At 29.1% G+C, this 23,664-nt stretch carries 19 protein-coding genes; 3 read left to right on the top strand and 16 right to left on the bottom strand.

The annotated features are described in order from the left end of the window. Positions 1 to 10: 10 nt before the first annotated feature. From spoVAD to IC219_RS07885, 6 genes are all read right to left on the bottom strand, one after another. Positions 11 to 1,024 (bottom strand): stage V sporulation protein AD, encoded by a 1,014-nt coding sequence (gene spoVAD, locus IC219_RS07910; RefSeq protein WP_227433402.1) that lies wholly within the window; start codon positions 1,022 to 1,024, stop codon positions 11 to 13. A 168-nt stretch (positions 1,025 to 1,192) separates the two neighbouring features. Further along, positions 1,193 to 1,630 (bottom strand): stage V sporulation protein AC, encoded by a 438-nt coding sequence (gene spoVAC, locus IC219_RS07905; RefSeq protein WP_021425350.1) that lies wholly within the window; start codon positions 1,628 to 1,630, stop codon positions 1,193 to 1,195. Between the two features lie 238 nt (positions 1,631 to 1,868). Beyond that, complete coding sequence (gene sigF / locus IC219_RS07900) at positions 1,869 to 2,633, bottom strand: RNA polymerase sporulation sigma factor SigF (protein WP_227433403.1); 765 nt, start codon at positions 2,631 to 2,633, stop codon at positions 1,869 to 1,871. A gap of 22 nt (positions 2,634 to 2,655) precedes the next feature. Next, positions 2,656 to 3,084 (bottom strand): anti-sigma F factor, encoded by a 429-nt coding sequence (gene spoIIAB, locus IC219_RS07895; RefSeq protein ID WP_227433404.1) that lies wholly within the window; start codon positions 3,082 to 3,084, stop codon positions 2,656 to 2,658. 13 nt (positions 3,085 to 3,097) lie between these two features. Then, positions 3,098 to 3,433, bottom strand: coding sequence for an anti-sigma F factor antagonist (gene spoIIAA / locus IC219_RS07890; protein ID WP_227433405.1), 336 nt, complete (start codon positions 3,431 to 3,433; stop codon positions 3,098 to 3,100). An 86-nt stretch (positions 3,434 to 3,519) separates the two neighbouring features. Continuing rightward, positions 3,520 to 5,610: a molybdopterin-dependent oxidoreductase gene (locus IC219_RS07885; RefSeq protein WP_227482988.1), complete on the bottom strand. Its 2,091-nt coding sequence runs from the start codon at positions 5,608 to 5,610 to the stop codon at positions 3,520 to 3,522. 178 nt (positions 5,611 to 5,788) lie between these two features. Here IC219_RS07885 and IC219_RS07880 point away from each other — a divergent pair, with 178 nt between their 5' ends. Then, positions 5,789 to 5,974 (top strand): DUF6506 family protein, encoded by a 186-nt coding sequence (locus IC219_RS07880; RefSeq protein ID WP_413926627.1) that lies wholly within the window; start codon positions 5,789 to 5,791, stop codon positions 5,972 to 5,974. Between the two features lie 314 nt (positions 5,975 to 6,288). Here the strand turns inward: IC219_RS07880 and IC219_RS07875 are convergent, their stop codons facing one another. Together IC219_RS07875 and IC219_RS07870 are read right to left on the bottom strand one after the other, a co-directional pair. Then, the gene (locus IC219_RS07875; protein WP_227433407.1) at positions 6,289 to 7,902 is read right to left on the bottom strand and encodes a DEAD/DEAH box helicase; all 1,614 of its coding nucleotides are present in this window, start codon (positions 7,900 to 7,902) and stop codon (positions 6,289 to 6,291) included. Between the two features lie 90 nt (positions 7,903 to 7,992). Continuing rightward, the gene (locus tag IC219_RS07870; RefSeq protein ID WP_227482989.1) at positions 7,993 to 8,988 is read right to left on the bottom strand and encodes a calcium/sodium antiporter; all 996 of its coding nucleotides are present in this window, start codon (positions 8,986 to 8,988) and stop codon (positions 7,993 to 7,995) included. Positions 8,989 to 9,348: 360 nt separating this feature from the next. Here IC219_RS07870 and pflB point away from each other — a divergent pair, with 360 nt between their 5' ends. Together pflB and pflA are read left to right on the top strand one after the other, a co-directional pair. Continuing rightward, positions 9,349 to 11,580, top strand: coding sequence for a formate C-acetyltransferase (gene pflB, locus IC219_RS07865; protein ID WP_227433409.1), 2,232 nt, complete (start codon positions 9,349 to 9,351; stop codon positions 11,578 to 11,580). A gap of 159 nt (positions 11,581 to 11,739) precedes the next feature. Further along, complete coding sequence (gene pflA / locus IC219_RS07860) at positions 11,740 to 12,474, top strand: pyruvate formate-lyase-activating protein (RefSeq protein WP_227433410.1); 735 nt, start codon at positions 11,740 to 11,742, stop codon at positions 12,472 to 12,474. A 102-nt stretch (positions 12,475 to 12,576) separates the two neighbouring features. Here the strand turns inward: pflA and IC219_RS07855 are convergent, their stop codons facing one another. The 8 genes from IC219_RS07855 to thiI form a co-directional block, all read right to left on the bottom strand. Then, positions 12,577 to 14,247 (bottom strand): GGDEF and EAL domain-containing protein, encoded by a 1,671-nt coding sequence (locus IC219_RS07855; protein WP_227482990.1) that lies wholly within the window; start codon positions 14,245 to 14,247, stop codon positions 12,577 to 12,579. Between the two features lie 127 nt (positions 14,248 to 14,374). Next, positions 14,375 to 16,990: a cell wall-binding repeat-containing protein gene (locus tag IC219_RS07850; RefSeq protein WP_227482991.1), complete on the bottom strand. Its 2,616-nt coding sequence runs from the start codon at positions 16,988 to 16,990 to the stop codon at positions 14,375 to 14,377. Between the two features lie 171 nt (positions 16,991 to 17,161). Next, positions 17,162 to 18,865: a hypothetical protein gene (locus tag IC219_RS07845; protein ID WP_227482992.1), complete on the bottom strand. Its 1,704-nt coding sequence runs from the start codon at positions 18,863 to 18,865 to the stop codon at positions 17,162 to 17,164. A 755-nt stretch (positions 18,866 to 19,620) separates the two neighbouring features. Beyond that, entirely contained in the window at positions 19,621 to 20,292 is a 672-nt protein-coding gene (locus IC219_RS07840; protein ID WP_227482993.1) for a hypothetical protein, read from the bottom strand. Positions 20,293 to 20,316: 24 nt separating this feature from the next. After that, positions 20,317 to 20,955 (bottom strand): nitroreductase, encoded by a 639-nt coding sequence (locus IC219_RS07835; RefSeq protein ID WP_227482994.1) that lies wholly within the window; start codon positions 20,953 to 20,955, stop codon positions 20,317 to 20,319. Between the two features lie 255 nt (positions 20,956 to 21,210). Then, positions 21,211 to 22,020 carry a prepilin-type N-terminal cleavage/methylation domain-containing protein gene (locus IC219_RS21900; protein WP_285894571.1) on the bottom strand — a complete coding sequence of 270 codons (810 nt, stop codon included), beginning with the start codon at positions 22,018 to 22,020 and terminating at the stop codon, positions 21,211 to 21,213. 46 nt (positions 22,021 to 22,066) lie between these two features. Next, a complete protein-coding gene (gene crcB / locus IC219_RS07820; RefSeq protein WP_227433417.1) occupies positions 22,067 to 22,441 on the bottom strand; it encodes a fluoride efflux transporter CrcB in 375 nt (124 codons plus the stop codon). A 38-nt stretch (positions 22,442 to 22,479) separates the two neighbouring features. Continuing rightward, positions 22,480 to 23,655: a tRNA uracil 4-sulfurtransferase ThiI gene (thiI, locus tag IC219_RS07815; RefSeq protein WP_227482995.1), complete on the bottom strand. Its 1,176-nt coding sequence runs from the start codon at positions 23,653 to 23,655 to the stop codon at positions 22,480 to 22,482. Positions 23,656 to 23,664: the final 9 nt, after the last annotated feature.

Raw genomic sequence — 23,664 nt, 5'->3', positions numbered from 1 at the left:
ATATCACTTCCTACTCATTTACTATTACTACTGCATGTGCAACACAAGGTATTGTTTGCTTTTGTAGTGTACTTGTTGGTGATAATAGTGCTCCTGTTGATACAAGCATTACTTTGTTAAATTCTTTTTTTCTTAATTTTTCATATATATATCCTGCAAATACTGTAGCTGAACATCCACATCCACTCCCACCACAGTGAACATCTTGCTCTTTAAGGTTAAACATTTCTATACCACAATCAGTATAACACTTTGAAATATCTACACCCTTCTCTTTCAAAAAGTCTTCTGCTATTTGTTTGCCAAGTGTACCTAAATCGCCAGTAGCAATTATGTCAAAGCTATTTGGGTCATCATTAGTATCTTCAAAATAAGAATATATAGTATCTATTGCTGCTGGAGCCATGGCTGGTCCCATATTATTACCATCATCAATACCTTTATCTATTACTTTTCCAACTGTAACATATTTTACTTTAGGACCTTCTCCATTAGGAGCTAATAAAACACTTCCTGCTCCTGTAACTGTCCATTGAGCTGTCATTGGCTTTTGATTTCCTAATTCTAGTGGAAATCTAAATTGTCTTTCTGCTGTACAATAATGGCTTGATGTTCCTGATAGCACTAAATCTGCAAAACCACCATCTACAAGCATAGAGCCTATGCAAAGTCCTTCTGCCATTGTAGAACAAGCGCCATATATACCCAAAAATGGAATTGCTAATTCTCTTGCAGCAAAAGATGCTGGTACTATTTGATTGATTAAATCCCCGCCTAGCATATAATTTACATCTGACAGTTTTTTTCCTGCCTTCTGTATGGCTTTCTGAGATGCAGTCTCTACCATTTTACTTTCAGCCAATTCCCAAGTTTTTTCACCATATAAATCATCAGTCATAATCATATCAAAATAATCTTTTAATGGTCCTTCACCTTCTTTAGAACCAACAATAGTACCAGCTGATATTATTGTTGGTTTATTCTCTAGCTTGACTGTTCTTTTTCCAATTCTTTTATTTTTCATATTTTCACACCTTTTTAATTTTGCATTTTAATATTTAATTTTTTAATATTAATTAAAAATATTAATTAAAATCTGCATGATTATTTCCTAACTAACTACTTCCATAACTATTTTTCAGATTTCATATCTTCTTCATAATTAATAAAATTTAAATTAAATAAAAATCCTCTAAAACATCTTAAAAATATAATAAATAATTCCACATAAAATAGAAGAACCTATACCATAAACTAAAACTGGCCCTGCAATTTTAAATAAGTTTGCACCTACACCTAATACATATCCTTCTCTTTTATACTCCATAGCAGGAGATACTATTGAGTTAGCAAAACCTGTTATTGGTATTATAGAACCAGCTCCTGCTCTTTTTCCGATTAGGTCATAAACTCCTAATCCAGTTAGAAATGCCCCTATAAATATCAGTGTTATTGATGTAGCGGAACTAGCACCTAATTTATCAAGACCTCCAACTTTCATGTATAAATCACTTATGGCTTGCCCTATCATACAAATAATTCCACCTACAATAAATGCAAGTGTATAGTTTTTTAAATATGTAGGTTTTGGGCTTATTTGGTCTACATATTTTTTATAATTTTTATCCATACTAAACACCTCTCTAAAGTATTATTTGTTAATTTTAAAAAAATAAACCTATTATTTATTTTAGACACTCAAAGTTTTGTCAAAAAATAAAAAAGATGCCTAATAAAGAAAATAATTTATTTTCTATCATAAAGACACCTTGTTTTTTAATATTTTTTATTTGAACTTATAATTTTTTAATAGTAACTTAAAAACTTAATATAAAAATTCTAAAAAGTTTAATATATCATAAGTATTATCATGATATATATTCTTTTAACTTAGATAATACTTTTTTCTCTATTCTTGATACTTGAACCTGTGATATATTGAGCATTTCTCCTATTTCACTTTGAGTCATATCTTCAAAATATCTGAGAACTATTATTTGACGTTCTCTCTTATCCAGTCTTCCAAGTATATCCTTTAATAATATATTATCTACAACTTTTTCTTCCTCACTTTCTCCTTTCATGCTTATCTTATCAATAAGGCATATTGGAGAACCTTCTTCTTCATGAATAACACCTTGCAAATACTCTACATTAAAATTAGCTTCCATAGCCATTACTAAATCTTCTTTTTCTACATCTAATGCTTGAGCTATTTCTTCTATACTTGGTTCTCTGCCTAGCTTTTTAGTTAAAGCTTCACTTTCCATCTTGGCCTTTACAGCTATTTGCTTCAATGACCTTGATACTTTTATCATACCATCATCTCTTAAGTATCTCTTTATTTCACCTAGAATCATTGGTACTGCATAAGTAGAGAATTTAACATTAAATTTAGGGTCAAATTTATATATTGATTTTATTAAACCTATAGAACCTAATTGAAATAAATCTTCTCTATCATACCCTATATTTAAAAATCTAGATACAACGCTCCTAACTAAACCTAAATTACTTGATATTAATATTTCTTTTGCCTCTTCATCTCCATTTTGAACTTTATCAATAAGTTCTAGAGTCTCTTCATGACTAAGAAGAGGTTTTTTTTCTTCTCTGGCAACAGTTACTTCCATAATAAAACCTCACTTTTGGACTTTATTTAGGCAAATTTATTTTTTTAGTCATTTCAATTCTAGTGCCATTATCTTTTCTAGAACTTACCTCTACATCGTCCATAAAGCTTTTCATAACTGTGAATCCCATTCCTGATCTATCAAGTTCTGGTTTTGATGTATAAAGTGGTTCCATTGCCTTCTCCACATTTTCTATTCCATACCCTTCATCTTCAACTACGATTTTTATAGTATTTCCCTCTATCTCACATTTCAAAAAAACAAACTTAGAACTGTCTTCTTCATATCCATGTATTATAGCATTTGTAACAGCCTCAGAGACAGCAGTCTTTATATCAACTAATTCATCTACTGTTGGGTCTAATTTTGCTGCAAATGATGCTACTATAACTCTTGCTAAACTTTCATTTTCTGATAGTGCCGAAAATTTAACTTCCATAATATTATTCATCACATACTCCTCCCTACAAAGAACTTAGAGCTTCTTCATACGTATCATAAATGCCAATAATTTTATTTAACCCAGATAAATCAAAAATTTTCTTAACTCGTGAACTTATATTAATTACTGAAACTCGTCCCCCTTCATTAGAAATTTTTTTATATCTACCTATGATGACACCTATACCTGAAGAATCCATAAAATTAATATTTCCAAAATCAAATACAACATTTTTTACTTGATTAACACTTAATAAGTTATCTATTTCTTCCCTTATTTCATTAGCTACATGGTGGTCTAGTTCTGAGCACATAAATTCTATGTATAGATTCTTATGTTCTAAGGAATATTTTACCATCAAAATCCCTCCTTCAATAGTTTTGTAAAAATAGTAACTTTTAATCAATTCTATAATCGCATTTCTATTCCTTCAATGAAATTTAACTAGTTTTGTCGTATTATTTCTACCATCGTTTCATTATATGTTACTTGACCACCAATATCCGATATACCAGTATCTGTTAAACTATTAGGATTGCCATGTTTCTTCCACCATCCAACATACATTTTTACTATATAATCACTTACTCCACTATCTATATTTATCTGTACATCTATTTTTGTTTTTTTTGACTTTAAAGTTACAATATCCTTATTGTTAACACCTATTTTTCTAGCCATAATTTGATTTATATACGCTTGAGCTATAGATGTCTTATCCATAAAGTGTTGACTAAACAAAGTATCTGCATGGTGATTAGTTAGCAGTCTAAAAATATTTTTCCTATTTTCATCTTCAAAGTTTCTAGTTTTATTACTTATATACACTGGAATTGGACTAATTCCTAAATCTCTTATCCTTTCTGAATAAAGTTCATATTTTCCAGATGGAGTTTCGAACTTCTTATCTTCCCAAGCAATAGGATTATGTATAGTAAAATAACTATTTTTAAGTTTCTCTATATCTAGACTTTTCTCAAAACGTTTAAGCGGCTCAATTACTTTTTCTAAGTATTCTTTTTTTGTTACAAAAGGATAACCTTCTAGTTTCATCTTTTTAGCTAACTCCATAAAAAAATAATACTCATCCATCAATTCATGCTTTGGTGTTACTGCTCTTTCATTGTATGTTATATATGGATTGGTCATTGAACTATAAATTATATCTTCACTTTCAAGCGTATTTGTACAAGGTATAAATAAGTCACATAAAGTAGCTGTGTCAGTCATAAACATATCAAAGCATACTTTAAATTCAATCTTTGAAAAAACTCTTTCTAACTCTACTAAATCTGGCAATTGATTTAACATATTACTTTTAGTTATTACTGCCATCTTTATAGGAATATTTCCTTTTAGTGATTTACTTGACATCTTATCAAACTTGTTCAATGTATTATTTGGTTTCTCTAATGTATTATTAACTTCATCTGATATACTGTCTTTTAAGGATTCTTCTATAAACTTGCTAATATTACTTACATAAAACTCCCTATCTTCGCCATATGATTGGCTATTATAAGGGTCAGCATCTATCACATTTGGATAAACCTTATTAGCATAATTCACTCCACCACCACTAAATCCTATTTGACCTGTTATAGCTCCTAATGCATCTATCGCTCTTATTGTATTTCCTCCATTTTTATACTTTTGAAGACCATAACCTACATTTATACTTGAATATTTATTAGCATATAAATCAACTAATGCACTTATATCCTTTTCTTTAACACCACATTCATTACATAAAAAGTTTAAATCTAATGAATCCAAATATTTTTTATATTCCTCAAAACCAACAACATACGAATTTATATATTCTTCGTTCTGCAGGTTATCTTCTATTATAATTTTTGCCATAGCTATAGCTAATGCTCCATCTGTTCCAGGGTTTACTTGTATGTACTTATCTGCCATTTGAGCAGTCTTTGTATATATAGGGTCAATGACTACTATTTTTATCCCTTTTTCTTTGGCTTTTTTAATTATTTGCATAGTATGAATGGTAGTATATGCTGGATTTTTTCCCCATATAAATATACTCTTGCTGTTTAGCATATCTTCTATAGCATGTCCCTTAGCTACTCCAAAGTCATACTTTTGGGCATGCATTCCTGCACTCCAACATGGGCCACCCTTATGCCTACTAACTCCTCCATAAAAATTAAAAAATACATCTCCTATATATTTTAATATAGACCCACTTCCATATTGGTCATAGTGCATAATAGACTTTGATGTATAATGTTCTTTATAAAATAGGAGTTTATCTGCCATTATCTCTAATGCTTCATCAAAAGAAATCTTTTTCCATAGACCATCTACCTTTAACATTGGAGTCTCTATCCTATCTTTATGATTTAATCTATCTAAATGAGCAAACCCCTTTTTACATATAAATCCTTTTGTATAAGGATGATTTCTATCTCCTTCAATTTTTATCACATTATTTCCTTTAGTATAAACATTAAATTTACAACAATCATGGCAATCTAGTGTACATCCATGACTTAATTTCTTTATTGTATCCATAAAATATCTTTATCTCCTTATAAAAGTTACATATTCACTATATTTTCATTAAATTTCATATACTTAAAATACTCTGTTTAAGACATAAGTATATTTTATCAAAATAAATTTAAAAATACCTTATAAATATGATATTCATATAAAATTACTTTTAAGCAAATTAAATTGAGAAAGTACTATGCTATCATTAGAATTACAAGAAAATGAGGAAAAAGGATATACAGCTATTGAGCTATGTGCTGGTTTCGGCAATGAGGGTATTTATAGAATTAAAAAGGCTGTTGGACCTAAGGTTGCTGTGGGTGCAGTTAAATTTGATTTTCATCCAGCCTTTGGCTTTAAGAGTGGCGATGAAATATTCTAGTAAGTGGTGTTTTTCTCTATACATGTGCCTATCATAAAGTGATAAATCAATCTCTTACTTCCATTATCAAATGAAAATCATATATTAATTTTTATTTGATTATTTATTTTCTAATATATTTTTTATACTTATGTAAATAAAGCACAAACAAAATTTAAAATGTCTTTAATAATACTATTATATAAAACAATAAAAGCCTTATGTTGTTGACTCTTACAGATTATTTATCATCTGTTTTGAAAACACATTAGGCTTTTTAAATATTCAATATACTATTTTATATATCTTTCGATTATATTTTTATATACTATATATTATTTTTTCTTTTTATTGGCTTTTTCTATATTAATTTTGTTACCTTTTATCTTAATATCTTTCATTTTTTCAATTACTGTTTTTGCATCTTTTTTAGGTATTTCAACAAAAGTATACTTATCATATATATCTATAGTTCCTACCATTTTACCTGGTATTCCAACTTCTCCAGCTATAGCACCAACGATATCTTTAGCTTGTATTCTTTGATTTCTACCAATATTGATAAACAATCTAATCATACCATCTTTAGCTCCAGTAGCACCTTTTCTATCTCCACGTTCTCTTCTAGGTTTTTCTTCTATTATTTCTTCTTTCATTTCTTCCCCTAGAGATAACTTAACAAGTGCAGCAGCAATATCAACCATTGCATAATCTTCATCATTACAGAAACTTTCTAACCATTGTAATTGTTTAGTTAAATGACCTTCTTCTATAGTTTGTTTAACTTGTGCAAAGAAAGAGCCTACTTTTTTCTCTTCAACATCAGTTATTGTTGGTATATTATGCTTGATTAATTTAGATTTAGTATATCTTTCTATATCTTTCATCTTTCTCATTTCTTTTCCAAATACAAAAGTAAATGACATACCTTCTCTACCAGCACGACCAGTTCTACCAATTCTATGAACATAGTACTCTTCATCTTGTGGTAAATCATAGTTAAATACACATTCAACATCATCAACATCTATACCTCTAGCCGCAACATCAGTAGCAACAAGTATATCTATTGTACCATTTCTAAACTTATCCATTACTATATCTCTTTGTGTTTGTTTTAAGTCACCATGTAATGCATCTGCAAAATATCCTCTTGCTTGTAAATCTCCTACTAACTCATCTGCTTTTCTTTTAGTATTACAGAAAACAACAGATAATTTAGGGTCATACACATCAACTAATCTACATAATACTTCCAATTTATTTGATGATCTAGTTTCTATATAATATTGTTTTGTATTTGAAACTGTAAGTTCTTTTCTAACAACTTTTATATGTTCTGGGTCTTTTTGATATCTCTTAGTTAAATCTAAAATTCCTCTTGGCATAGTTGCTGAAAAGAAAGTTGTTTGTCTTTCTTCAGGAATCTTACTTAAAATCATTTCTATGTCTTCTCTAAATCCCATATCTAGCATTTCATCTGCTTCATCTAGTATAATCATTTTTACATTATCCATCTTTAATGTTTTACGATTAATATGGTCTATTGTACGTCCAGGTGTACCTATTACAACTTGCACACCACTCTTTAGCGATTTTATTTGTCTATCTATTGGTTGACCACCATATATAGGTAATGTCTTTATTCCGTGCGAGTATTTAGCTAGTTTTCTTATTTCTGTAGATACTTGTATTGCAAGCTCTCTTGTTGGGCAAAGTACTACAGCTTGTAAACTTCTATTATTTGGGTCTATTGTTTCTAGTATAGGTATACTAAAAGCTGCTGTTTTCCCCGTACCAGTTTGTGCTTGTCCTATAACGTCTTTACCTGACAAAATTGCAGGTATAGACTGTGCTTGTATAGGAGATGGCTCTTCAAACCCCATTTCAGCTATAGCTTTTTTTATTCCCTCACTTATTGGTAAATCTTCAAACTTTGTTATATTCATATATTATTCCTCTCCGTTATCAATTAATCTTAACCTATCCATTATATACTTTTTTAGGATATTCTGCAATTAATATTTTTAACAGTATGATTAAATAATATACATAAAATACAAAATTGATATATATATAAAATATGTAAATAACATTAATACACCTTGTAGTCTACTAAGTCTATTTGATTTAAGAGTTGGTACTATTACTAATAACAATAATAATATCATGAATGGTATATCAAGTTTTCTATTTTGAGATAATATTGGTATGTCATTTGGTATTGCTGATACAGCTATTACTGATACTATGTTCAATATATTTGCACCTAGAATATTTCCTACAGATATTTCATGATGATTTTTTCTTATGGCAGTAATTGAAGACACTATCTCTGGTAAAGAAGTTCCAAGTGCTATTATAGTCAAACTCACTATACCTTGAGGTATATTAAGAAAACTAGCTATTCTTACACCACTCTCTATAAGAATTTGAGAACCTATTATCATCATTATTAAGCCTGTAGCAAAAAGTATTAGTATTTTTATAATTTCTGCTATAGAAAAACCTCTGTACTGTTTACTCTTCTTTATAGGTATTTCTTTAATAGTATCTTTTTGAATACCTCTATTTTTAGTATTCGATTTTCCTACAACACTCTTATAGTTATTAACCATATAAAAAATCAATATTATTATAAGTAATAATGAATCTCCTCTTGTTATAACTCCATCTAACCCCAATAAAATTAAAACTATAACAGATACTATTAATAGTAAAGACTTAGAAAAAAACATTTTTTTATCTACATTAAATGGACTTAGAAAAACAACTAAACCTAATGCTAACCCTGTATTACATATTATAGAACCAATTGCATTTCCTAAACTCATTGTAGTATGACCATCAATAGAAGCAAGTAATGACACTGTAAATTCAGGCAATGTTGTTGCAAAACTAACAATAGTTGCTCCAAGTATAATTTCTGAAATATTCGTTTTTCTACCTATCTCTACAGTACAATTTATAAAGATATCTGCGCCTTTAGTAATTAATAGGAAACCTACTAAAAATAATATCACTGTGATAAACAATATATCACCTCCCCCTATTAAATAAATATTCAAGTTATCAAGATGTATGCTTTTTCTTTTTTGTACTGAGATTTATTTATTTCTAATTTATAATTTTTTCAAATATTACCTTATTATTTTAGATATTTATTTGTTTCATTTTATTAATATATGGGTATAATTTCATCACATTACTAACATATAATTTGTTTTATACTTTAAAACGACATTTTTTTATTTTTCTTGTATACAGAATACGCATAATATGTTATTATTATATTAGAAAATATATTTTTAAAAAAATATATAAAACAAATTAAGTATATAAAAATTAATTTTAACAACATTATTTATCATTTAAATCTAAGGAGGAAATACTTAATGAATGCATGGCAAGGATTTAAAACAGGAAGATGGACTAAAGAAGTAAATGTCAGAGAGTTTATACAATTAAACTATTCTCCATATGAAGGAAATGACTCTTTCTTAGCTGGTGCTACTGAAAACACTAAAAAACTATGGGACAAAGCAATGGTCTTATTTAAAAAAGAAAGAGAAAATGGTGGTACTTTAGATGTAGATACAAAAACTATTTCTGGAATAGCTGCATATGCTCCAGGATATTTAGATAAAGTATTAGAAACAATAGTTGGATTACAAACGGATGCCCCTTTAAAAAGAGCGGTTATGCCATATGGTGGTATAAAAATGGTTGAAAATTCATGTGATGCTTTTGGATATGAATTAGACCCTGAAATAAAAGAAATATTTACTAAATATAGAAAAACACATAACCAAGGAGTCTTTGATGCATATACTCCAGAAATGAGAGCTGCTAGAAAATCTGGTATAATAACAGGTCTTCCAGATGCTTATGGTAGAGGTAGAATAATAGGTGACTATAGAAGAGTTGCTTTATATGGTGTTGATGCCTTAATAGAAGATAAAATTGAACAAAAGAAATCGTTAGAAGTTTCTTGCATGGATGAAGAAGTTATAAGACTAAGAGAAGAAATAACTGAACAAATATCAGCTTTAAATGAACTTAAAAAGATGGCTGAATCTTATGGCTTTGATATATCAAAACCAGCAACTAACTCAAAAGAAGCTGTACAATGGTTATACTTTGGTTATTTAGCTGCTGTTAAAGACCAAAATGGTGCTGCAATGTCTTTAGGTAGAACGTCTACTTTCCTAGATATATACTTTGAAAGAGATTTAAAAGCTGGAACAGTGACAGAAGAAGAATTACAAGAATATATGGACCATTTTGTTATGAAATTAAGAATGGTTAAATTCTTAAGAACTCCTGATTACAACAATTTATTCTCTGGAGACCCAACTTGGGTAACTGAGTGTATAGGAGGTATGGGAGTAGATGGTAGAACATTAGTTACTAAAAACTCATTTAGAATGTTAAATACTCTATATACATTAGGACCATCACCAGAACCAAACTTAACAGTTTTATGGTCAACTAGATTACCTCAAGGATTCAAAGATTTCTGTTCTAAGGTATCTATAGATACAAGTTCAGTTCAATATGAAAATGATGATTTAATGAGACCATACTGGGGAGACGATTACGGTATAGCTTGTTGTGTATCTGCAATGAAAATAGGTAAACAAATGCAGTTCTTCGGAGCTAGAGTTAACTTAGCAAAAACTTTATTATATGCTATAAATGGTGGTATTGATGAAAAATCTGGTGCTCAAGTTGGACCAAGATTTGAGCCTATAACTTCTGAGTATTTAGACTTTGATGAAGTTATGAGTAAATTTGAACCATTTACTGATTGGTTAGCAAACTTATATGTAAATACTTTAAATGTAATACATTATATGCATGATAAATACTCTTATGAAGCATTAGAGATGGCATTACATGATAGAGATATATTTAGAACTATGGCTTGTGGTATGGCTGGATTATCAGTTTGTGCGGATTCATTATCTGCTATAAAACATGCTAAAGTTAAGACTATCAGAAATGAACAAGGAATAGCTGTTGATTTCGAAATAGAAGGAGATTATCCAAAATACGGAAACAACGATGATAGAGTTGATAGTATAGCTGTAGAACTAGTTGAAAGCTTCATGAATAAGATAAGAAAAAATAAAACTTATAGAAATTCTTATCCTACTCAATCTATACTTACAATAACTTCAAATGTTGTTTATGGTAAGAAAACTGGTAATACACCAGATGGTAGAAGAGCTGGTGCTCCATTTGCTCCTGGTGCAAACCCAATGCATGGTAGAGATACTAATGGTGCTTTAGCTTCATTATCTTCAGTTGCTAAATTACCATATGAGCATGCTCAAGATGGTATATCTAATACTTTCTCTATAGTACCTGGTGCTTTAGGAAAAGATATGGATGAAAGAATAAATAATCTTTCTGCAATGATGGATGGTTACTTCGCTCAAAATGCTCATCACTTAAATGTTAATGTATTTGATAGAGCTACTTTAGAAGATGCTATGGAACATCCAGAAGAATATCCACAATTAACTATAAGAGTTTCTGGATATGCAGTTAACTTCATAAAATTAACTAAAGAACAACAATTAGATGTTATAAACAGAACATTCCACGGTAAAATGGCTTAGTCTTTAAATTTTTATACTTTAGCTAAGATTACTACTGTGTAGAAAATAAAAATAAATGGCTATCTTATACTTGAATTATTTCTGGTATAAGATGGCCTTTTTTAGAGAAATATTATAACTATTAATAAAGTTATCAAAATATATTGTGAGGTGAACTCTATGATTAAGGGAAAAGTACACTCTATAGAAACATTTGGTACTGTAGATGGTCCAGGAATAAGATACATACTATTCTTTCAAGGATGTCCTCTTAGATGCAAATACTGTCATAATAGAGATACATGGGATACCAAATCTGGAAAAGAATATACAGTTGATGAAATAATAACTGATGCTCTTAAGTATACTTCTTTTATGAAGTTTTCTGGTGGAGGTATTACTGCTTCTGGTGGCGAGTCTACTCTTCAACCAGAGTTTTTAAGTGAGCTATTTAAAAAAGCTAAAGAAAATAACATACACACTTGTCTAGATACATCTGGATTTGTAGATATAGAAACTATAGACTCAGTTTTAGATAATACTGACTTAGTTTTGCTTGATTTAAAACATATGGTTGAAGAAAAATCTATTGATTTGACTGGTGTGGGTATGGATAAAGCTTTAAAACTTGCTAAACACTTAGAATCAAGAAATATTCCAGTATGGATAAGACATGTTTTAGTTCCTGGAATTACTGATGATATAGACAACTTAGAAAAATTAGGTAAATTCGTTGCTACATTAAAAAATGTAGAGAGATTCGAATTACTGCCATATCATTCTATGGGAATACACAAATGGGAAAATCTAGGTATTGATTATGAATTAAAAGATGTTCCTGATGCTACCAAAGAAGATATTAAAAAAGCTAGTGAAATAATCTCTAAGTTTGGAGCAAAAGTGTATAATAGCTAATACTACTTGAGATTAATAGTTATCACAATAAAATAAGGTAAAATATAAGATTTAAAAAACCTTATATTTTACCTTATTTTTAGTATACTTTATCTACACTCATCAATTTGATAATTGAAGTCTATAAAACTCAGATGCACTTACAGGTCTACCAAATAAAAAACCTTGAATAATATCTACACCTAAACTCTTCACTATATTGTATTCTTCATAGGACTCAATACCTTCAACACAAACTTTTAAGTTGATAATATGAGCTAATTTAATAATATATTCTAGGAAGGTATGTTCATAACTATTATATGTAATATTCTTAACAAAACTTCTTTCAATCTTTATTATATTAACAGATAACTCTTTAAGATAATTTAAAGATGAATATCCAGTACCAAAATCATCAATTGCAATATGTACTCCAATACTTTTTAAACTAATAAACTTATCATTCAATAAATTTATATCTGGTACCCAACAATTCTCTGTTAATTCTAAAATTAAAAATTCAGGTTTTAATTGATATTCTATCAAACATTCTATTATAAAATCTCTAAAAAAATCTTCCTTTAGTTGAATATATGATACATTTACAGATATCTTGAAATCTTGATTTACTTTATGCCATTCTTTACACTGTTTTACAGCCTTTTTTATAATCCACTTTCCTACTGGTATAATTAGATTACTTTGTTCTAGTATTGGTATAAATTCAACAGGAGATACTTCTCCATAAGTATTTGAATGCCATCTCAAAAGTGCCTCTGCTCCTATGACATTTTTGTTAAATGCATCTACCTGTGGCTGGAAAAATAATTCAAGGTCATTAAAATCATTTTCAACACACTCTCTCAACTTCTGTTGCATTGAAATTACTTTTAACTTATTTTCATAGAGTTCTTTTGAAAAAAACTTCATTCTATTTTTACCACCAATTTTTGCGATATCTAACGCAATATCAGCATGTTTAAATAAGTCCAAATAATTATCTCCATCTTCTGGATACATAGCAACCCCCGCAGTTATTGTACAATAATATTTATTTGATTCGATTTCATGCTGAGTATTTGTATACAATTGTATTTTTTCATATAAATTTTCTATAGCTTCTTTATTGCACATAGGGTAAAAAAATGCAAATTCGTCTCCATCTAATCTGTACAATCTAACATCCTTAGGTAAATATTCTAAAACTTCTGTAGCAATTGCACGCAAAACCTTGTCACCATAAGAGTGTCCATATTTCTCATTTATATTTTTAAAATTATCAATATCCATGATAAACATAGCTCCACTTGTATAGATTTTCTCTTTTGTAATACAATTCATTCTGTATTCAAATTGTTCTCTATTCCATGTCCCTGTGATAGAATCAAATTTATTCTTTTCGCCTATATTCTTTATCCTACCAACCATAATTATAGTTTTTTTATCATCTGATACATAAGCTTTACCTCTACAAGAAACCCATACTATCTCTTCATGCTTGTTTATTAATCTATACTCTAAATTGTGTTCATCCTTTTCTCCATTTAGCAAGACTTGTATATCGTCTTTCCACACTTGAACATCATCTGGATAAATAATTTTGCTCCAACAATTGACTAAATCATATTCTATATCTTTACTTAGATTAAATTCATCAAAAACAGTTGAGGATATTTTAAAATTATTCTTATTTATATCCCAAAAAAAAATATAATCTTCTGTATTTTGAGATAAAAGTTCAAAGAAAATTTCTACCTGATTTAAATCTAAAGAGTTTAGTTCTTCTCTCATCTTTTCCCCCTACAATATAAGTAATATAGTAAGATTATAACCCTACTTATAATAAAAATAAAAGCAGGGTTATAATTTATTACTATTAGTGTAGTTTAATCAACAAAATATTCTTATTTAGATTATACTATTTTACTAATTTTTTTATTTCATTAAATGCATCCTCATTTCCATTTCCTCCTACCTTAGTTATCTTGTCAAATTTCTTACTTTTAACTAAAGTTTTTTGAGACTCATCAAGTGATTTTTCTACAATCATTACTGGCGATTTATTTTTACCTGCTAAAACACCTACTGTTAAAGCATCTATTAAATCATTTTCTCTTAGCGTCCCATTTTTTGTTACATAAAGATTTCTTAATTCTTTATCCTTATAAAACTCTTCTATTACTTTTGAATTTGTTTTATTTCTATCTTCTCCACCTATTCTCTTTGGATTTGGAAATTGTTTTTCTATAGATTTTGGCAAAGAAGTTTCTCCTCCTATAATATAAGATTTTGATATTTCTTCTTCATCTATAAATTTTTTAATAGATATAATCTCATTTTTTATATTTGTAAGAATTATTGGAGTTTTATTTTGTGCTGAAATACCACCAACACTTATTGCATCTGCTAATCCATCGTGTCCATTGACTACAGATACTTTTTCTACATCTACTATTTTATCTATTTCTTTAGCAAGTTTTAGAGAAGTTGAATATCTATCCACTCCACCTATTCTTACAATAGTAAACCCTTTTAATTTTAATTCTTTTTCTAAATCGGAACTTAATGTATTTTCTCCACCTATTATATAAATATTTTTTGCTTTTAATCTTTTTATCTCTGCTTCTGTATTTGTATTTAATTTATTTTTTTCAGTTAATAAAATAGGTGCATTTTTAGTAGATGAAAATGGAGTTGCTGATAGGGCATCTGGTATTGATGTACTATTTACTAGTATCACATTTTCAGCTGATTCAAAACCTCTTTTACTTATTTTTATAGCAGTTTCATATCTATCATCACCTGTCAAATTTTCTTCTGATGGGCTAGTTGTATTAGTAGATGAGCCTCCACTACTTCCACCACTACTTCCTCCACTATTTCCACCTGAATTATCATCTCCACCTGAATTATCAGATATCTTTTCCCATTGAGCATAAAGTGTTATATTATCATCAACATTAATTATCTCACTTCCATCACCTTTATATGGAGTTCCACTACCATCTGGTTTTGTATTCCATCCAATAAATTTGTATCCTTCTTTTGTAAGATTTCCTGTATTCGCTTTTACACTTGTATTTGCATTTCCATCATGCAGTTCATCTTCAGGTACATCTCCTTGTCCACCATTATTTTCATATTTAACTCTGTATTTATCTGTCCAAAATGCATAAAGGGTTGTATTTATATCCTTTATGTTAAACTTTTCTCCTGATTTATATCTACTGCCTGTATCATCTGCTTTTGTACTCCAATAAAAATTTCCTCCTCTACCAGAGGGTGCTACTAAACCATTATCACCAAGTACAGTAACTTCATCTCCTTTTCCATATACATTATTATCTATTGGAGCTGTACCTGTACTTCCATTTTTATCATATGTTATTCTACATTCCTCTTTCCATTGTGCAAATAAAGTTGTATTTTTCGTAAGGTTAAATTTATCACCATCTCTGTATGAAGTCCCTTCACCATTATTTTTTGTATTCCATCCCATAAATATTGATCCAACTTTAGATGGTATCTGGCTTGTAACAGTTACTTCAGCGCCTTTTTTATGTTTTTCTTCTGATATACTTCCTGCTCCTCCATTTAAGTTATAATCTAATTTATATCCCCATTGTGCATATATTGTATCTCCTGAGATATTTGGCGGAATAGGGTCTCCTTCTTTAAAAGATGTACCACTTCCATCTTCTTCTGTATTCCACCCTATGAATTCTTCATCACCATTGATAAGTCCACCTGACCCTGGGAATTTGTCAGCCTCTCCTGGTTTTGGCAAATCTGGAAGTGTACCTGTTCCTCCATTACCATCCAGTTGCAAATCATATTCCCATTGTGCATAAAGGTCTATGTTAAAATTGTCATAATTTTTTAATAATACCTCAAAACTTGAGCCTAAATTATAAGATTTTCCTGTGCCATCAGCTTTTGTATTCCACTTTGTAAGTTTATAATTTGTTTTTTTAAGGTTACCTTCATTTTCTTTAATTTGCAAATTATCATTCTGATGATACTTATTTGAATCTGATGGAACATTACCTGAAGTATTTCCATTTCCGTTATATCTTACTTGTAAAAAGTCTGGAATCCAAATGGCGTAAAGTGTTATATCTCTGTCTATACCTACTGCTACTATATTTTCTCCACCTGCATATGGTTGAGTACCACTTGCCAAATGGTCCCTTGAGACACTCCAAGCATCAGTATGATAGTTTCCTCTTGTAAGGTTACTACTTAGTGCTAAATAAGAATCAAAATCATCAAGGTCATATACTTTTGGACCTGTTATTACTGGTCCAGGAATAAACGCTCCTCCACTAAGTATAGCTTCATTTATCGTTCCTCCAGTAGCCCCATTACCATCATAAGTTATTGTAATATTATTAACTCTCCTTAAGTTTTTATCTTGAATCTGCTTATTAAATATCTTATTTAAATCATACTCAGCAAAAACATTTGAATAATTTAAAGGAATTATAGCAAATGTAAGTATACATATAGTTAATTTTTTTAACTTTTGATTCATCAAAACCCTCCTTATTTGTTTAAAAAATAATTTTATTTTTTCATTTTGTAAAATAAAGAAATACTGATAAAATCTATATCAGAATTTCTTATAACTATTAGAATCTTATTCTTATATAAATATTAAAGAAGATTCTAACTTATAAATTACAATAATAAACAACTTATATTATTAATTTTTTTGCCACACTGCATATAATATGATATTTCTTTCTCCCATAGTGATTGTTCCTGATAATATTGTTGATGGGTCATTTCTAACTGTACTCCAACCTACAAATGTATAAGTATCGGCATCAAGCCCATTAGTATTTCCTAAAACAGTCACAGTATCTCCTTTTTTATATTCTGTTGTATCACTTGGTACTGAACCAGAAACAGCTACTCCTGAAGGGAAGTTTGATACATAAGCTACCCTATAAGTTTTTTCGGCTACAGTAAAATAAATTGTATTTGGATTAATTCCAGAAGAATTAAGTGTAACTGTCTGAGACTGACTTGCTGGGTCTAATTTATATCCAGCAGGAACCTTTGTAGAATCTGGAGTTATTGTATGGTTTCCAAGTACAGCATTAACAACCTCTGTGTATGTATCTCCAACTATATTACCATATTTATCTTTAAAACCAATTGTTAAAGTACGTTCTGCTTCTGAAGGCATCTTACTTACTGTAAAGTAAACTCTATCTGGTACAAGACCACTGGTACTAAGATTTACCATTTCAAATTGATTATCTGGATTAAGTACATATCCATTTGGTACCTTTGTAGAATCAGATTCCACTCTATGATTTCCATATTCAGCTGGTAGTGTAACTGTATATGGGTCTCCAATTATTGCTCCACTATCTTTATCTTTAAAGTTAACTGTAACTATACGATTTACAAGTGGAATATCAGGACTTACTGTAAAGTAAACAATACTCTTGTCAAGACCTGTTGGTTGTAAATTAACAGTCTGAGTTTGATTAGAAGGATCAAGCTTATAACCATTAGGAACTTTTGATGTGTTTGGTGTTACATCATGTGAGCCTAGTATATCTGGAATTTCTTCTATATAAGTACTTCCAACATTATTTCCATCTTTATCTTTAAATCCAACTATAAGAACACGATCTTCTTCTGGAACTCCTGCATTATCAGGAATAACTGTAAAATCAACTACATTTGGATTAACTCCATTTTGAACAAGATTTACTACTTTAGATTGACTTGCCGGATCTAATTTATATCCAGCAGGAATTTGTGTAGTGTCAGGTGTAACAGTGCTATTTCCATACTTAGCTGGAACTTGAGTTGTATATGACCCAACTATAGCTCCTGTTTCTTTATTTTTATAATTAACCTTAATAGAAAGTTTTGCATTTGAAATCTCAGTAGATGCATATGATGTTCTTGTAGCGTTTCCATTCCCTGTATTAGGTGATGTATAGCTCCAATTTACTCCAGACATGTCTCGATTTGTAACAAAAGAATAAATTCCTGTCATTTGACTTCCTGTTATCCCTGCAGATGGTATGCCATTAGGAAATCCATAACTTGTTCCATAAATAGTTGAAACTTTTTCCCCATTAACTTGTAATACCCATCCTTCTTGAGAACCTCCTTTTGGGTCAGTTCCCCATACATACCTTACGTTTACTGAATTTCCACCACATGGAACAAATAACGAGAAAAATGTTACATATCCATTTCCCATATTTGCACGAAAATCTACTTGATATCTTCCATTAATATCATATCTTCGCTCTTTATTTTGTAGTACTTCATTATTAACTTTATCTGGTAAAGTTTGTCCATATGATGGTACTCCTACGCCAACAACTAAAGCTAAGGTTGCCAAAAAAGATGTTAGTTTACTCAATCTGTGTTTCATTAAAAATCCCCCTCCAATATTTTTTATTTCAAACAGATTTTTCATACTTTATTTTGCATAGTCTTTATCAAAACTATTTATTTAAAGTCTAATTAATCTATTATGAAGTCTATCTTAAAAGTGAAGTTTTTATAGTTTATTTAATTTTCACTTGAAATCCTTTTTATTAAATAAAAAATATATTTAATTTTTACACAAAGATATTAATGCTCTATAGACTAAATATTTTAATTTTATTTTTGTAGAATTAAACAACCTAAAAAACAATAAAGTAAGATATTTTATATATTTATATTACTTAAAGTAATTAACTTTAATTGTTTTCAATTTCATAAAAATTAGTTGTGATATAAGTATGATATGTGTTTAGAGTATCAATAATTTTTTAATTAAAATAATTATTTCAATTAAAATAATTATTTTAATTATGGTTATTATAGTTTCCGTTTGTTATAAAAAAGTCACTATTTATATGATTAATAGTTTTTTTTACATATATATACATTTTTTTAAAAAAATTATATATATATGCTATTAAAATTATAATTATTTCTTTAACTTGTAAACAGTCGTTCTGTACTTTTACTGATAATCAATTATTAGAAGTGGCAAAAAATTTTGAATGGCTTTGATATACATTTTTTATAATATTCTTATAGTTTTTTTTACATAAAAAAAAACCCTTTTTATAACTAAGGGTCACTTTTTCCTTTATTTTACATTTATTGTATCATGATTTTTTATTTATTTCAATCTTATACCACTTTTTTCCAAAATATTATTATTATTTTTTTATCTTTTTCGACTTTATATTCTTTATACATAATACTTAAATTAATTAAACTCATTTTATTATTATCTTTAATTTTATCTGTACTAGCATATAGTTGTTCTCCAAAAGACATATTAATCTTGCTTAAACCGCTACTTAATTTACCACTCTCAAATAAATCGAATTTGGTAGGTGAATGACGAGTTTGACTACTCATTTCCATATTCTTAGTACGAATATCATCAGATAAACTAATTCTCATACTATTAGTTTTAGAAATATTTTTTATATCACAATCAGATGACACTAAAGTCTTTGTGGTATAGTAAGTTAATCCTTTTACATAATCGTATTTATCTTGAGAATTTTCTTGATTAATATCAGATTGTTTAGATTCTTTTTTAAGTGTACCCTCTTTGATTAATTGACTTGAATATTCCTGTTTTTGATTTTTCAAATCATTAATTTGTTGTTGTAATGCTTCAATTTTCATATTTTTTATCTTAGAATCCATATTTTTATCAGTTTTCAAATCTGTGATAAAACTTTCTAGCTTCTGTATTTGCTCATCAAACTTTTCTAACTTGTCATTACTTTTATTGCTATAATTACTCTGATTTACATGTGTACTTCTTGTATTAACAGATATAGACATTATAACTACTCCTACTCAAATATTCTAAACTCTAGAGACTTTATAAACTACATTTCTAGCTTGTGGTAAATTCCCTTCTGGGACACCAACAGCAATACCAAATGGTACAGAATATCCTTCTGGTATATCTAGTAATTCTCTATATTTTTTATTTGTATCAAACTTCATCTTTATTGAATCTGATTCTTTTACATCATTGTCATCCAACACACTAACAAGACCTACAATATCCCCTTGCTCAACAGGTGTAAATAGACCCCTAACCATTCCTATTATGCAACTCCCAAGCCCTAAAGCTTGTGCAGCTGTTGTTATGTTTCCTGTAAGTATTCCCACATCATATGGAGCCCATGAACTCTCTTCATCATAAGAAATAAATAAAACAGTTGGTGCACCATAAAATAATTTAAAATTTTTATTTATTTCAACGTTACTAACTTCATGAACTCTAGAAAGAGTATCATCACTAATCTCTTTTAAAAGTTTCTGGTCTTGTACAACAGTTATGTGCCATGGCTGTTTATTACACCCTGAAGGTGCTGCAAATGCACAATGTAATAATGTATCTAATTGTTCATCTGTAATTTGCTCTGTTGTAAATTTTCGTATACTTCTACGTTCTTTTATCAAGTTTATTGTTTGATTATCTTGTAAATTATTCATTATATCGATTCCCCTTTTTATGTATTTGTTAGTTTAAATACAAAATCTTTAGAAAATTAATTTTTATAATTAAACTTCTTTATATTCTTAATTATAATTATTTTTAGTTTATATGTGAAGCTTTTATAACATCAAAACATCAATATATCTACCCCACAAATAAACTTAAATACAAAACTGGTATCACTCAACTATAGAAAATATCATTTTTCTATAGAACGATTAATACCAGTAAAGTTGATAAAGTTTGCTATATTAATTTAAAGGACCCCAACCAGCTTTTGTATGAATCTCTGTTTTTACAGATTTAGTCTTACCATCAGCTGAATCAACATTCCATGACCTACCTGCAACAGAAATACCATTGTTACCTTTATACCATCTACCTTCATCATAATCATAAACTAAAGATGTGTACCAATTACCTCCAGTCTTATCATTTGCAAATACAACTACAGTAGCATCAGATTCAGTAGGGTTATATGCATATGGTTGTATATATAATGTTGCCTTACTTAAATTATATTTCTTTTTAAATTCATCTGGAATTGTAGGCCACCCATTTTTATATTTATTATTTAGTAAATAATTTCTAAAAGCATCATTCCCTTTTGAAGGCCCTGGTATTACAGAAGGGTCTACTGCAAATGATGCAATCAAGTCCATCATACTTTGGTGTACATCTCTAGCCATCTCAACACCATCTGGATGTTCTGTACAAGTAACATAAACTCTTGCAATACTTTCTTCTCCAGTTATTCCATCATAACCATCATCAAACTCTGCTGAATATGTTCCACCTGACTTACACTTTGGCTCTGTTTCAAAATACTTACCATCCGTATTTTTTAATACATCTTTTATAACTTCTTTTTTATCTTTGCTAGGTTCCTCAGCCACAGCAATAACAATTTGAGTCTTTATATTTTCTCTATTGGAAAGACATGTTACTGCTTTACTTTTCTCTATATTTTTAAAAAGTGCTGGTAACGCAACTATAACCAAAATTCCTATTATAGATATAACTACCAATAATTCAATTAGTGTAAAACCCTTTTTATTCATAATAATCATTCCCATTAAATAAAATTATAGTGTTTAATTTAATCTGCTATACAGTAATAAAGTGTCTACATAAAGTCCTTCCAACAAAAACTCCCAAAATACTTAATGCCAAATTAAAAAATATGTTTAGTCCAAATAATATATAATTCCCACTATCAAAAAACTTTACAGTTTCGAAGCTAAAAGTAGAAAATGTAGTTAGTCCTCCCATTAAACCAGTTGTCAAAAACAATTTTAAATTATTAGAAATAGAATCTGTCCTTATACTCATTTCCATTACAAAGCCAATTAAAATTCCACCCAGAATATTGACCACCAAAGTCCCAAATGGAAACTTAGTTCCTACAAACTTTAGAGATATTAAATATCTTAATATAGCTCCTAAAAATCCACCAATACCAACATATAATACTTGAATCACATATAACACCTACCCCAAATAACTAAATCACTTCCATATTAAAATTCTATGTCTTCAACCTCTATTCCGTCAATTGCATCCTGTACTAATTTTTCAATATCAAGTGACAACTCAGATTTTTCTATTTTTTCTAGTCTAGGTTTAGTAACAGGTTTTCTAGGAGAAAATACGCTACAGCAATCTTCTTCAGGTATTATAGATGTTTCAAAAGTCCCTATTTTCTTAGCTATATCAACTATGTCTGATTTGTCCATAGCTATAAGTGGTCTAAATACTGGTAAATTTACAACAGCATTAGTGCAAGTAAGCCCTTGTATAGTTTGAGATGCAACTTGACCAATACTTTCACCTGTAATCAAAGCATCACAATGTCTTTTTTCAGAAAGTTTTTGTGCTATTCTCATCATAAATCTTCTTGAAAGAATAGTCGCTTCTTCTTCATTACCATTCTCGCCAATTGCTTTTTGTATTTCTAGTATATTTACTTTATGAAGCCTTACTCTACCACAATATTTAGCTAATATCTTAGCTAAATCTTTAACTTTTTCTTGTGACCTTTCACTTGTGAATGGATAGCTGTGAAAATGCACTGCTTCTACTTCCATACCCCTTTTTGCGACCATCCATGTTGCTACTGGACTATCTATACCACCAGACAAAAGAGACATCGCTCTACCATTAGTTCCAAGTGGTAATCCACCGTATCCAGGTATAGTATCACTATAAACCATAGTATGAAATTCTCTGTATTCACATTTTATTTTAACTTCTGGATTTCTTACATCAACATCAATTCTATCTCCTACCTTTGATAATAAGTACCCACCTATATCCATACTCATTTCTTGAGAAGTTAATCTAAAAGATTTATCTCCTCTTCTTGACTCTACCTTAAAAGTTTTATATCCAGCATCTATTTTTTCTTCTAGCATCTTTAAAGCTATTTCTTTTAATGTATCATAATCTTTTTTAGCTCTTACTCCAGGACACACACCTACTATACCAAATACTTTTCTAACTTCTTCAATAACTTCTTCATAATCATAATCTTCTAAATCGACATATATTCTTCCATACTCTTTATATACATTAAATTTGCCAATTGGCTTTAACATATTTCTTATATTTCTTATAAGTCTATTCTCAAATATATATCTATTTTTTCCTTTTACTCCAATTTCTCCATACTTTACTATTAATATATTATACACCATTTCACCTCT

The organism is Clostridioides sp. ES-W-0018-02, from assembly GCF_020658175.1.
Classification (GTDB): Bacteria; Bacillota; Clostridia; order Peptostreptococcales; family Peptostreptococcaceae; genus Clostridioides.
The sequence above is the reverse complement of the archived record's forward strand: the minus strand, read 5'-3'. Positions and strand labels throughout refer to the sequence as shown.